16 protein-coding genes are annotated in these 13,214 nt (G+C 35.5%); 10 read left to right on the top strand and 6 right to left on the bottom strand.

Annotated elements, in window-relative coordinates; all coding sequences use genetic code 11:
* Positions 1-17: 17 nt before the first annotated feature.
* The 9 genes from rffA (at position 18) to RUH74_RS15915 (ending at position 7,953) form a co-directional block, all read left to right on the top strand.
* Entirely contained in the window at positions 18-1,199 is a 1,182-nt protein-coding gene (gene rffA / locus RUH74_RS15955) for a dTDP-4-amino-4,6-dideoxygalactose transaminase (RefSeq protein WP_313801720.1), read from the top strand.
* Positions 1,171-2,043 (top strand): glucose-1-phosphate thymidylyltransferase RfbA, encoded by an 873-nt coding sequence (gene rfbA, locus RUH74_RS15950; protein ID WP_313801718.1) that lies wholly within the window; start codon positions 1,171-1,173, stop codon positions 2,041-2,043. Before rffA ends, rfbA begins: the two co-directional genes overlap by 29 nt.
* A 12-nt stretch (positions 2,044-2,055) precedes the next feature.
* Entirely contained in the window at positions 2,056-2,619 is a 564-nt protein-coding gene (gene rfbC / locus RUH74_RS15945) for a dTDP-4-dehydrorhamnose 3,5-epimerase (RefSeq protein ID WP_313801716.1), read from the top strand.
* 5 nt (positions 2,620-2,624) lie between these two features.
* Complete coding sequence (rfbB, locus tag RUH74_RS15940) at positions 2,625-3,647, top strand: dTDP-glucose 4,6-dehydratase (RefSeq protein WP_313801714.1); 1,023 nt, start codon at positions 2,625-2,627, stop codon at positions 3,645-3,647.
* Entirely contained in the window at positions 3,644-4,483 is an 840-nt protein-coding gene (rfbD, locus tag RUH74_RS15935) for a dTDP-4-dehydrorhamnose reductase (RefSeq protein ID WP_313801712.1), read from the top strand. The genes rfbB and rfbD overlap by 4 nt, the downstream gene beginning before the upstream one ends.
* 125 nt (positions 4,484-4,608) lie before the next feature.
* The gene (locus tag RUH74_RS15930) at positions 4,609-5,469 is read left to right on the top strand and encodes a glycosyltransferase family 2 protein (protein ID WP_313801760.1); all 861 of its coding nucleotides are present in this window, start codon (positions 4,609-4,611) and stop codon (positions 5,467-5,469) included.
* Positions 5,470-5,488: 19 nt separating this feature from the next.
* Positions 5,489-6,880: an undecaprenyl-phosphate glucose phosphotransferase gene (locus tag RUH74_RS15925; RefSeq protein ID WP_313801710.1), complete on the top strand. Its 1,392-nt coding sequence runs from the start codon at positions 5,489-5,491 to the stop codon at positions 6,878-6,880.
* A gap of 49 nt (positions 6,881-6,929) precedes the next feature.
* The gene (locus RUH74_RS15920) at positions 6,930-7,079 is read left to right on the top strand and encodes a hypothetical protein (RefSeq protein ID WP_313801708.1); all 150 of its coding nucleotides are present in this window, start codon (positions 6,930-6,932) and stop codon (positions 7,077-7,079) included.
* Between the two features lie 556 nt (positions 7,080-7,635).
* Positions 7,636-7,953, top strand: a complete 318-nt coding sequence (locus RUH74_RS15915) for a hypothetical protein (protein ID WP_313801706.1) — start codon at positions 7,636-7,638, stop codon at positions 7,951-7,953.
* A 386-nt stretch (positions 7,954-8,339) separates the two neighbouring features.
* Here the strand turns inward: RUH74_RS15915 and RUH74_RS15910 are convergent, their stop codons facing one another.
* From RUH74_RS15910 to RUH74_RS15895, 4 genes are all read right to left on the bottom strand, one after another.
* Positions 8,340-8,861, bottom strand: coding sequence for a competence protein ComK (locus RUH74_RS15910; RefSeq protein WP_313801758.1), 522 nt, complete (start codon positions 8,859-8,861; stop codon positions 8,340-8,342).
* Positions 8,862-8,916: 55 nt separating this feature from the next.
* Positions 8,917-9,177 (bottom strand): helix-turn-helix domain-containing protein, encoded by a 261-nt coding sequence (locus RUH74_RS15905; RefSeq protein ID WP_313801704.1) that lies wholly within the window; start codon positions 9,175-9,177, stop codon positions 8,917-8,919.
* A 232-nt stretch (positions 9,178-9,409) separates the two neighbouring features.
* Positions 9,410-9,910 carry a sigma-70 family RNA polymerase sigma factor gene (locus RUH74_RS15900; RefSeq protein WP_313801702.1) on the bottom strand — a complete coding sequence of 167 codons (501 nt, stop codon included), beginning with the start codon at positions 9,908-9,910 and terminating at the stop codon, positions 9,410-9,412.
* 210 nt (positions 9,911-10,120) lie between these two features.
* Positions 10,121-10,933: a hypothetical protein gene (locus RUH74_RS15895; RefSeq protein WP_313801700.1), complete on the bottom strand. Its 813-nt coding sequence runs from the start codon at positions 10,931-10,933 to the stop codon at positions 10,121-10,123.
* A gap of 183 nt (positions 10,934-11,116) precedes the next feature.
* Here RUH74_RS15895 and rpiA point away from each other — a divergent pair, with 183 nt between their 5' ends.
* The gene (gene rpiA / locus RUH74_RS15890) at positions 11,117-11,797 is read left to right on the top strand and encodes a ribose-5-phosphate isomerase RpiA (protein WP_313801698.1); all 681 of its coding nucleotides are present in this window, start codon (positions 11,117-11,119) and stop codon (positions 11,795-11,797) included.
* A 29-nt stretch (positions 11,798-11,826) separates the two neighbouring features.
* On the opposite strand, the gene RUH74_RS15885 is transcribed toward rpiA, so the two are convergent.
* Together RUH74_RS15885 and RUH74_RS15880 are read right to left on the bottom strand one after the other, a co-directional pair.
* Positions 11,827-12,030, bottom strand: a complete 204-nt coding sequence (locus RUH74_RS15885) for a cupin domain-containing protein (RefSeq protein ID WP_396230070.1) — start codon at positions 12,028-12,030, stop codon at positions 11,827-11,829.
* Positions 12,031-12,061: 31 nt separating this feature from the next.
* Positions 12,062-13,048, bottom strand: a complete 987-nt coding sequence (locus tag RUH74_RS15880) for a Gfo/Idh/MocA family protein (protein WP_313801696.1) — start codon at positions 13,046-13,048, stop codon at positions 12,062-12,064.
* Positions 13,049-13,214 lie beyond the last annotated feature (166 nt).

The following is a 13,214-nucleotide window of genomic DNA, read 5'->3' as shown; positions in this document are numbered from 1 at the left end:
TAAGGTAGGTAAAGAAAATGATTTCATTTAATGTTCCTGCTGTTACAGGAAAAGAAATTATTTATATACAAGAAGTTCTTAAAAAAAGTAAATTATCTGGTGATGGTAGCTTCACTTCCAAATGTAGCAAATGGTTTGAAGAAAACTATAGTTGTAAAAAGGCTCTATTAACTACTTCTTGTACGCATGCACTTGAAATGGCTGCACTCTTAGCTGATATTCAACCTGGAGATGAGGTTATTATGCCTTCCTATACATTTGTCTCAACAGCTAATGCATTTGTTTTAAGAGGCGGAAAAATTGTATTTGTTGATATTCGTCCAGATACTATGAATATCGACGAAAATAAAATAGAGGCTGCAATCACAGCGCGTACAAAAGTAATAGTTCCAGTTCACTATGCTGGTGTATCATGCGAAATGGATAAGATAATGGAAATAGCTCAAAAATATAATTTGATAGTGGTGGAGGATGCTGCACAAGGGGTAAATAGTTTCTATAAAGGTAAAGCCCTGGGTACTATTGGACATTTTGGATGCTATAGTTTTCATGAAACGAAAAATTATACCTGCGGAGAGGGAGGAGCCTTATTAATAAATGATGAGAGATTTGTAGAACGTGCAGAAATTATTCGTGAAAAAGGAACAAATAGATCAAGGTTTTTTAGAGGACAAGTTGATAAATACAGTTGGGTAGATGTAGGTTCCTCCTATTTACCTAGTGAAATAAATGCTGCATGTTTGTATGCTCAATTAGAAAGTGTTGAACAAATAAATAGAAATAGATTAGGCAGTTGGGATCTTTATTTCGATAAACTTCATAGTCTAGTTGAAAAGGGTTATCTTACACTACCTGTAATTCCTGATGAATGCAAACATAATGCCCATATGTTTTATATCAAAACCAGAGGACTTGAAGAAAGATCAAGGTTAATTGATTATTTAAAATCTAAAGATATTTTGGCAGTTTTTCACTATATTCCACTTCACAATTCAGATGCTGGAAAGAAATTTGGAACTTTTAATGGAAATGATATATTCACTACAAATGAAAGTGAACAATTGTTAAGACTTCCGTTATATTTCAATATGTCCAGAAAAGACATACTAAAGGTTGTAGAAGCGATTCAATCATTTTACTTAGAATTTAAAAATCATAGAGGTGTATGCATTGAAGGGAATAATTTTAGCGGGCGGTAGTGGTACACGTCTTTATCCATTAACAAGATCAGTATCAAAACAATTACTACCAATATATGATAAGCCGATGATATATTATCCACTTTCAATTTTAATGCTTTCTGGTATTAAAGAAATACTAATTATTTCCACTCCTGAGGATACTCCTCGCTTTGAGCAACTTTTGGGGAATGGAAATGAACTTGGTATTAAATTATCATATGAGGTACAGCCCACCCCTGATGGACTGGCACAAGCCTTTATCATTGGTGAAAAGTTTATTGGGAAAGATTCGGTAGCTTTAATATTAGGTGATAATATATTTTATGGACAGGGATTTACTTCTATGTTAGAGAAAGCTGCAAAACGTGATAGTGGCTCAACTGTTTTTGGTTATAATGTAAAAGATCCTGAGCGATTTGGTGTTGTGGAGTTTGACGATTCTGGTAAAGTTATTTCAATAGAAGAGAAACCTGAAAAACCAAAGTCGAGTTATGCTATAACTGGATTGTATTTTTATGATAATCGAGTTGTTGAAATTGCAAAGTCCATTAAACCCTCTGCAAGGGGAGAATTAGAGATAACCGATATAAATAAGGCTTATTTAGAATTTGGGGACCTGAATGTGGAACTATTAGGTCGTGGGTTTGCATGGTTGGATACTGGTACGCATGAATCTCTTCTAGAAGCATCAACATTTATAGAGACAATTGAAAGCCGTCAAAGTTTGAAAGTTGCTTGTTTAGAGGAAATTGCTTTTAGAAAAGGTTATATTTCTAGAGAACAGTTGTTGAATCTAGCTGAGCCGTTAAAGAAGAACGGATATGGAAAATACTTAATCGAATTAGCTAATCGAAGACTGTGAGGGGATTTAATAGTGAGTTTTATAGATACGGATTTATTAGATGTATATCTATTTGAACCCAAAGTTTATAAAGATAACCGTGGTTTTTTTATGGAAAGTTATAATACAAAATTATTTAAAGCACAAGGATTTTCATATAATTTCATCCAAGATAACCATTCTTTGTCTATGGAGAGTGGGACAGTAAGAGGGCTTCACTATCAATTAGAACCTTATGCTCAAACAAAACTTGTAAGAGCTACTAGAGGGGCCATCTATGATGTGGTAGTTGATATTCGTAATGGATCCCCAACTTATGGAAAATGGCAAGGTTTTATTTTAAGTGAGGACAATAAGCGGCAATTACTTGTCCCTAAAGGGTTTGCTCATGGCTATTGTACAATTGTTAACAATACTGAAGTTGAATATAAGGTAGATAATTACTACTCACCTGACCATGATAGAGGGATATATTGGAATGATCCTGATTTAGGTATTACTTGGCCAACTAGTAATCCAATCCTGTCGGATAAAGATAAAAATCATCCACTATTAAAAGATACAATGAGTCAATTTATTTATAAAAGTAAGGAATGAGTTTGATGAAAATTCTAGTAACAGGTGGAGCAGGATTTATTGGAAGTAATTTTGTGAATTATATGGTACGTACGTATCCTGAATATGAAATTATTAATTTAGATGCACTAACTTATGCTGGAAACCTTAATAATCTTAAAGAATTAGAAGAGAAGGCAAATTATAAGTTTATAAAGGGTGATATTACTGATACTGAATTGGTTGAATCTATTTTTGCTGAGAAAATAAATATAGTTGTTAACTTTGCAGCAGAATCCCATGTGGATCGTAGTATATTGGATCCTGGGATATTTATTAAGACTAACATTCAGGGAACTCAGGTACTACTAGATGCAGCTAAAAAGTATAAAATTCAAAAGTATGTTCAGGTTTCAACGGATGAAGTATATGGTTCATTAGGTAAGGAGGGTTTTTTCACGGAGAAAACCCCATTGGCTCCCAATAGCCCATATAGTGCAAGTAAGGCAGGGGCAGATTTACTTGTTAGGGCATACTATGAAACCTTTAGTTTGCCTGTTAATATTACTCGTTGTTCCAATAATTATGGACCATTCCATTTCCCTGAGAAGCTAATTCCACTAATGATTATTAATGCATTGAATGATAAGCCTCTCCCAGTCTATGGAGACGGGCAGAATGTTCGGGATTGGTTACATGTGGAAGATCATTGTAGGGCTATTGATTTAGTAATTCATAAAGGTGTCAACGGTGAAGTTTATAATGTTGGTGGTCATAATGAAAGAACAAATATACAAGTGGTAAAGGCTATCCTTACTCATTTAGGGAAATCGGAATCATTAATATCGTATGTTGAAGATAGACTCGGGCATGATAAACGCTATGCAATTGATCCAACAAAGCTTGTCACAACTCTTGGTTGGGAACCTATTTATACATTTGAAACAGGGTTAGAGCAAACAATTGATTGGTATTTAGATAATCGTTCTTGGTGGGAGGATATCTTGAACGGTGAATATCAGGTTTATTATTCAAAGCAATATAGCAAATGGCTGGATAAAAAACAATGAGGGTCTTAGTTACAGGTTCAAACGGTCAGTTAGGGCAAGATCTTGTTAATCTATTGAAAAATTATCCGATGGAAACATATGCATATACAAAATCAGAGTTAGATATAATAAATCAAGAGGCTGTACATGCAATTGTTCATAAAATAAGACCTGATGTTATTATTAATGCAGCAGCTTATACAAAGGTGGATTTGGCTGAGTCTAATGAAGATATTGCATTTGCTGTAAATGCCTGGGGACAAAGAAATTTATCCGTTGCTGCTGAGATGTATGGAGCAAAAATGTGCTATATCAGTACTGATTATGTATTTGATGGGAGTGGAAAAGAACCATACAAAGAGTATGATCAAATAAATCCTTTAGGTGTTTATGGCAAATCAAAATATGCTGGGGAAGAACTTACTAAAACTCTTAGTACAAAATACTTTATTGTTCGAACTGCATGGGTGTATGGTGAACATGGGAATAACTTTGTTCATACAATGCTAAGACTTGCGAAGGATCAGAATAAGTTAGGTGTTGTTAATGATCAAGTTGGCTCTCCAACTTATACAGTTGATTTAGCTCAATTTATTGTTCGCTTAATTCAGACGGAAAAGTATGGGATTTATCATGCAACCAATAGTGGATCATGCACTTGGTATGATTTTTCGAAAGCAATCTTTGAAGAGTCAAGTTTAGAGGTAAAAGTTACTCCATTAACAACAGAGGAATTCCCTAATAAAGCCACTCGACCATCGTATTCTGTTTTGGATAACTTTGCAATGAGAGTTAATGGTTTTGGACAACTTCGGCCATGGAGAGAAGCGCTGAGTGAGTTTATTAATAACAAATAGGGGAAAAGAGAAAATAGGCAATCTCGTATGTGAGATTGTTTATTTTTTTGAATAGTCGTATGATGGTAAATGATAAAATGTAAAAGTAAGTTAATAGGGTAGTCCGCTTTATAGAGGTGATTGAACTGGATATAAGTATTATTATTGTAAACTATAATACAAAAAAAATAACAATGGAATGTATAAATTCAATTTATAAAAGTAAGATGTTTTCTTCATTTGAAATTTTTCTTGTGGACAATAATTCAACGGATGGATCTGTTGCAGCAATCAAGGAAAAGTTTAAAGACGTAATTATAATTAAAAATGAAGAAAATTTAGGGTTTTCTAAAGCAAATAACCAAGCTATTAATTTATCGAAGGGACGCTATGTTTTACTATTAAATTCTGATACAATAGTGAAAAATAGGTCGATAGATACAATTGTTCGGTTTATGGATGATAACAAAGATGTTGGTGCAAGTGGATGTAAAGTTTTGCTCCCAGATGGTTCTTTGGATAAAGCATGTCATCGAGGATTCCCAACTCCTTCTGCCTCTTTCTATTACATGAGTGGACTTGCAAAACGATATCCTGATAATCCTCGATTTAATGGATATCATCTAAGCCATTTAAATATGAACGAAATTCATGAGGTTGATTGTTTAGTAGGTGCTTTTATGCTTGTTAGAAGAGAGGCAATATCTCAAGTAGGATTACTAGATGAAAGTTTTTTTATGTATGGAGAGGACATTGACTGGTGTTATAGAATTAAAGCTACAGGCTGGAAGATCATTTACTACCCATATGTAAGTATAATACATTACAAAGGTGCTAGTAGTCGAAAAAAGCCGTTTAAAATCGTTTATGAATTTCATAGGGCAATGTATTTGTTTCATAGAAAACATTTTGCTAAAAGGCAGCTCTTTATAGTTAATTTAATGGTATATTCCGGCATTTTATTGAAGTTGGGTTATGAATATATAAAAAATTTTTTGAAAAAATAACCGTTTAATGGTGATTGAAATGATTAGGGGAAAAGAAAAGTTTATTACACAAATCTATGCAGGGGTAGACTTTCTTTGTATACAGGCAGCCTTTATTCTTGCTTGGATTATGCGTTTTGATGAAGGACAGTCAACCACACATTTACCCTTCTCCAATTATTGGTTTTGGGGTATTATTTATGGATTTTCATTTATACTAATTGCATACATAAGTACATTGTATATACCTAAAAGAAAAGCAAAGTTTGCTACGGAATTAGCTAAGCTTTTTCAAGCTCATTTATTTAGCATTTTTATTTTGCTTAGTGTTTTATACACTGTAAAATCTGTTGATATTTCACGATTATTCCTTTTTATATTCTTTATATTAGCGTTTCTATGTACGTCTCTTTATCGATATATTGTCAAACAAACACTTAGATATTTTCGGAGAAAAGGTTATAACAAACAATTTATCTTGATTGCAGGAGCAGGAAAAGTTGGGAAGAGATATTACCAAAATCTTCAGGGGAATCCTGAATTCGGCATAGAAGTAATTGGTTTTTTAGATGATTACTGTACTAAACTTAATGATGGATATAAACCAATTTTAGGGAAGGTTAATGAACTTGAAAAAGTTCTTTCTTCGAATTTAGTTGATGAAGTAATTATTGCTTTACCTCTTTTTGTTTATCCTAAGTACAAAGAAATTATTATCCAGTGCGAGAAAGCAGGAGTGCGTGTTTCTATTATTCCAGACTTTTATGATATATTACCTGCAACACCGTACTTTCAAAGTTTAGGTGACCTACCTATAATTGGTATCAGAGATGTTCCACTCGATGAAGCATCCAATAGAGTTTTTAAGAGAGCTTTTGATATATTCTTTGCTATCGTTGCCATCCTAATAACATCACCAATTATGCTTATCATTGCACTCATTTTAAAAATATCCTCTCCAGGGCCAATTATTTTCAAACAAGAGCGTGTAGGGTTAAATAGGCGAACGTTTTCAATGTATAAATTCCGTTCGATGAAACATATGCCTAAGACACAATCTGATACTCAATGGACAACTGAAAACGATCCAAGAAGAACAAGGTTTGGTAGTTTTTTAAGAAAAACGAGTTTGGATGAGCTACCGCAATTTTTTAATGTGTTAAAAGGTGAAATGAGTGTAGTCGGTCCAAGACCGGAAAGACCTTATTTTGTTGATCAATTTAAAGAAGAGGTTCCAAAATATATGATTAAACATCACGTCCGTCCGGGTATCACTGGCTGGGCACAAGTATCAGGGCTTCGAGGAGATACATCTATTGCTGATCGGATTGAACATGATATATTTTATATAGAACATTGGACGATACTGTTTGATCTTAAGATTATATATAAAACGATAATTAATGGGTTTGTTAATCGAAACGCATATTAAAGGGCTGCCTCTTATATTGGGCAGCCTTAAATTATGAGAAGAAAACTAAATGATTCTTGTAGTTGGTAGAGCAGTTTATATTGCTAGCCATCTTGTTAGGGAGTTAATAGGTAAAGAGGAAATTGTAATTCTAGATAACCTTTCAACTGGACATGAGAAATTTATTCATAAAGATGCTATTTTTATAAAGGAAGATTAAAAGGATCCTGTTTTCTTAGAACAAATTTTTAATAATTACCCTGGACACAAACCCATGAGTTGCTTAAATTAACTGCCAAACACTATATTTTTATTCTGCCATTAGCAAATGAAATGAATATTTTTGCTTAGAATAATTTTCAACAAGATAGGATGGACATATAATTAATTTACAGCCATAACTGTATCCTATTAAATTTGAGTGGTGCTGTTAAATTTATTTCATTTTGGTTTAATAATTGTATATGAGGAACGTCCATCTTTGCATTCTTTTTTTGCTTCAAATTGTGTCTCGTGGGTATGATAGAAAGGGAGTTGCCGTTATATGCGGTGGCTCCCTTTTATTATGTTTCGGCACTTATGTTAGAATGAAGAAATCTAATCGCATGTGGAAAATTATCAAGTAGACCAATAGATAGTTTGTATTTTTAAAAAGCTTATATGCAAATTTAGTAAATACATAGGTAAAATTTCATGTAAATGAAAGACAAATTAGGTAAATAGTGTTACGATTAATATGAATTTTTCAAAAATTTTAAAAAAGGTGGTGTTTTACAATGTCTCCTTCAAGAATATTGAAGTGGTTAACTGGTGCTTTAGAAGCAATTTTGGGGATTCCTGTCCTAGGTGCAACGATTATTGTTAGCCTTGCATGGATACCTTTAGCTATTATGTTAGTATTACATATTATTACTCTAGTTTTAACTAAAAAAGACGGTGGTGCTTCAGTAGGGAGTATACTAGGAATTGTTACTTCTTGTATTGCTTGGATTCCGTTTGTTGGCATGATCATGCATATACTGTCTGCAATATTCCTTATGATTGATGCTTCAAAAAAAGATCAAAGAGCGGAATTTAATGGACATGCTGCCTAATGAAAGAGTAGTCGCCCTTCATGCGGGGCGGCTCTTTTTATCTTTCAGTAAGTAAATAGCTTTATAGTGGGTAAGGATACAGTTCGTTATTTAATGAGTAAGCTAGAGTAGATGACACAAGAAAAATAAAGGAGACTTCTAATGCTGAGTGGCTAAAGTTAGTAATTAGTGTTTTTGATGTAAGTTCAGACCTTAAAGCAAATATATGGTTACTACTGCAAATCTAGCATGTAAAGTCTCTTCTAAATAGATTGGAAGAATGAAGCCAACTTAAAAAAATTCTAAAGAAACCAGGAGAGGCAATGACAGTAATTGCTTCTCCTTTATTTGTTGAACAATCTCTCTGCATGGCTTTTCTTTATGTTATGAAAAAAGCCAAGCACTCTCTACGTATAATAGAACTCCAACATTTTATTGTTCAGGACACTATCGCTTCTTTTGTTAAGGATGAAAAAGCTGGTAACTCTTGTCATGGCTTCTAGCTGTTCGGCTCTCTTGATTTTACAGTTGAATGATGATAGTTTGGCTCTGATGAGTTTCGTTTTGCCGTTGCTGCACATGATGAATGTTTGGTGGTTGAGGCTGCTTGTTCTTTTGATGTGAACGGGGTTGTACCATACGCACTCGGTATGCTTAGGTGATAGGGTAGGAAATAAGACAATTCGATCGATTGGGTTAACTAAAATAGGACAATGATAAATATTGCCTAATAGCTTTTTGGCAGTTTCCATCGCCCCTCTTAAATCATATCCAGCACACATAATGTTGACCTTGATGATTTCAAGAGGCGATTTGTCGACCATGAAGGTCTTTCCTGTTTCTGTGACGAGGGTACATAATTTTCCGTTGCGGTCATAATAGCCTGTCATTTCCATGAAATACTTGTTGATCATATAGTGTCTCAGCATAATCAAGCGAATCGACTCCTTTATGAAATGATTACTACTCCATATGAACATGGAGCTATTCAAATTTTTGTTTATGAATCCCGGCGCAACGTACATCTTTTTCAATTTCTTTCATAAATTCAGAAGGCTCCATTTCTAATGCTTCGGCTAGGGAGCAAAGCGTACCCAAAAGCGGTTCCTGCTTATTATTCTCCAGCAAGCATATGGTTCTTATGTCAAGGCCGCTTTCGAAGGCAAGCTCCTGCTGTGTCAACAGCATCGACTTTCTCAGTTTCTTTAACGTGTAACCGATATACTTTAACTTTGAGTTGTCCACTTATTCCCTCCTTTCAAAATTATTAGATAACATTAGGAGTAATTCTTACATATAGAGTAGTTCATTTAAGTTTCCAAGGGGAAATTTTTTTAATGAGAAAGACAACATTTGTTTGAATGATGCTACGAAATACCTAGGTTTGACTGAGGAAGCAGGAATTGTTACATTCTAATGAACAATTCGAGAGAAGCAAGAGAACAAGCGGTCTCGCCTCTTGCTTCTTGACTAAAACTTAAAACAGCCTATTTTCTTGCCTTGCTTTTTTAAGCTTCTTTCTTGCTCCGGCTCGCCAGCTTTTCACTGCTGATAGAGAAACCTGCTCTATTTCGGCTATTTCCTTCACACTACAATCCTTTAAGCATGTATAAAGAACCCACTTTGTCTGATTTTCGGTCAGAGCTGCCGCCTGGCAATAGGAGAGGAGAATGTCCTCTTCCAACGGACAGCAGCTGAACTCATCCGCTATGAAGTCGAAGATTTCCTCATTCACAGTGTACGTATTTTCGATATACCGATTCGCTTGGCTCATTTCAGTGAGAAGTCTTCCCTTAATAAAGGTGTAGGCATAATTGGTGAAATTCCCTTTCTCCGGATCAAACCGTTTATACGCCTCCCATAATGCGATAAGACCGATTTGAAAGAACTCATCTTTGTTCATATAAATATTTAAAGACGAAATAATTTTGTAAATCATCGGTGTATATTGAGTAGTGAGTTGCTCAAAGCTTTCCATGGTTAATCCCTTCAGAAAGCGCGCTTTGCTCATGTATTCCCGGGTTAACTCCACCATAATGGAATACAGCGTGTTCAGCGAACAGAGCAAAATCCAATTTTACACGGAAAAAAGGGCAAGTTCATAAAAATAGCTTTAAAAAGAGAGTTTTGACCAAAATAATAGGATGTTCGGCTTTTTTTGGTACAATCGTTGCCTGTGATAGGCATTTTAAGATCTTTTAAAATGCACGTAAGAAATTTGCTCCTTTTCAGTAGAAAAGCCGAGCTCGAATAGCTCCTCAAAATAGAGCTCTTCTAATTTTTTATGTAAGATTCCGTAGAAATAGGCAATGGGATTCTTTATTTCAATGGCTGACTTCATTTTTCGGATGAGCTGCTTAAAGGAATGAATGGCTAATGTCGTTATCATTTTTTCTTCACTCTCACGGTTATGGCTATAAGCAGCAATGATTGCCATTCGCCAGAATTCTTCAATCCTTTTCATTTCAGGAAAGAAGCATTTTACTACTTGCATAAATGCATGAGGAACACGGTCACTTGTATAGGTATGGTCAAGCTCATCCTCCTTACGTTTTTTATTATCTTTTTTATTTGTTTTAGAAAGATGGCTAGTTTTATTAAGGTGGTTCATTTTTTTCATTTTAGGTGGTTCACTAGTAGGAAAACAATTAAATATATATAGATTACTAGACTGAGAACCATTTTTTCTCTCTGTTTCGTACACCGTCAGAATTCCGAGGGAAGTCGCTTTAGCAATCATTCGTTTAAATGTGGAACGGGATATTCCGTTTCCGCCATATTCTTCATGAATCGCCTTTAACACGGTGCCAATTTTCGCATTGCATACACCAGGCACTTTCGCAGCAAAGCGGATGAGCCGTTTTAGCCCGACTAATTCTCCTTTAGTGAGCTTGTTTTTATGCACCGCCAGCCACATCTTGATATGGGCATTAAACTCTTGCAGATTCTTAAACTGGGAATAGGACTTAAACTGTTCTACATTGCCTGATTTTACATTCATTTATTTGCACCACCGTTTTATCAGCTATATATGTAGTTCGGCTGGAAAGGGACAGGGGGGAGGGCGCATTATTATCAGGATAAGAAGGTTTATTCGTAGCGCAGCAAAAGGCATGGAAACATATTACATTCGCCTTTTTACTTTGATATACTTAATAAAACCGACAAAATCGAGGTGCTTCCATTGTTAAACCAAACAGATTTACGTAAAAAGGCAGCTGGAGAAAAGGCAGCTGAATTTATACAGGATGGGATGATCATTGGATTAGGATCAGGTTCAACCGTATATTGGCTTTTGAAAAAAATGGGCGAGCTAGTGGAGCAAGGCTTGAACATTAAAGGGATTCCTTCTTCCGTAAGAACGGAGGGATGGGCCAAAGATTTTAACATTTCGCTTACAGACTTTTCCGAAGTTCAAAGTCTAGACATTGCTATCGATGGTGCTGATGAAGTTGACCCTCATTTTAATCTTATAAAAGGCGGAGGCGGATCGCTTCTTCGTGAAAAGCTTGTTGATGCACATGCAAAACAGCTTATCATTATTGCTGACGAGTCCAAGCTTGTGCAGCAATTAGGTAAGTTCCCACTCCCAGTTGAAGTCGTTCCTTTCGGATGGGAAGTGACGGCACAGAAGATTGCACAGCTTGGTGCAGTTCCAGAATTAAGAAGAAGGGAAGGGGAGATTTTCGTTTCTAACAATGGCAACTATATTTTAGATTGTACATTTGATGTCATCCTAAATCCTCAAGAGCTGCATAAACAATTAAAATTATTACTAGGTGTTGTAGAAACAGGATTGTTTATCGATATGACAGATATGGTAATCATCGGTGGAGACGACGTGAGAATCCTCCATAAAAAATAGGAAGGGGCTAAAACCCCTTCCTGTTGACCTTACACTTGCAATAAATCTTTACGGATCGGTGTGAAAACATCCAATATCACACATTCCTCCACTACTTTCACACGATGCTGCACGTTAGAAGGAATGTACTGTACATCTCCTGCACACAGAATTTTCTTTTTCCCATTCACTTCGAATTCCACTATTCCTTTTTCTATATAGCTGATTTGCTCTTCATGTCGGCACTGCCACATCCTGTACGCCGGAAACCCCCGCTAAATGGAGTTACACTTTATCTGCGGGATAGTAAAGACCAAATTGTTTCCGTGCATCCTCTAAAATTTTTGCTGTAATGGTTGAATGCTGATAGGAATTTACATTTGATTCAACCTGGCCGGTTTTTATTAGATCGATAAATTCTTTAACCTCATAATACATTGCTTCCTTGTCATCTTTAATAGAAATATCCTCTCGGCGACCATCTCTATATCGAATTTCCACCTTATCGGGGTTAGAAATATTATTAATTATAATGGATCCTTCTTCTCCTTGAATTTCAGATGGGACGTAGGAGTCACTAATTTTTGAATGCATGATGACTGCCTCCATGTCGCGGTATGTTGCTAGAAGACTGCCTTCACCATCCACACCCGATTCAAGCATGACACTATTTGCTTTAATTTCAACCGGTTCTCCAAACAAAACAACCATCGGATAAACCCCGTAAACACCGAGATCCATTAAGGATCCGTTCGAAAAGACAGGATTAAAGGCATTCAAAACCTCCCCCTGCTTGTAGGCGTCATATCGGGAGGAATATTTACAGTAATTGGCCACATAACGGCGCACTCTGCCAATTTTATGTATATTCTCTTGAATGCTTTTGAAGTTTGGCAGGAAAGTTGTCTTCAATGCTTCCATCAGTAAAACATGATTTTGACCGGCAGCCTGAATCATGGCCTCGACTTCAGCTGTATTAGATGCCATTGGTTTTTCACAAAGCACATGCTTGCCATTACTTAAAAAAGTAATCGCCTGTTTGGCGTGAAGAGAATTAGGGCTGGCAATATAAACGGCATCCATTTCATTGCTATTCGCCATTTGCTCTATATCTGTAAAAATAGCAGCTGCGCCATATTTGGAAGCAAACTCCCGAGCTCTCTCTTCTGATCGAGAGTATACAGCCGTTAATGAAAAATCATCCATTTCACGTATAGCGCTTAATAATCTCTCGGTAATCCAATTTGTCCCAATTATCCCGAATCGTATCAATGCAAAAACCCCCCTCAAAATTTTTATCCTCATCATACCATGGATGCTCGAGATCAGAAATACAGAAAAAGTTGACTGTGCTTATTTAAAACAGTCAGAAATTTTAAAAAAATAAATAAAAAGTATTTACAATATTTTTTATAGTGATATTATTAGAAAAACATTA

This window comes from Cytobacillus sp., from assembly GCF_032154635.1.
Taxonomy (GTDB): domain Bacteria; phylum Bacillota; class Bacilli; order Bacillales; family Cytobacillaceae; genus Cytobacillus.
This window is presented reverse-complemented; position numbering and strand designations above follow the sequence as displayed.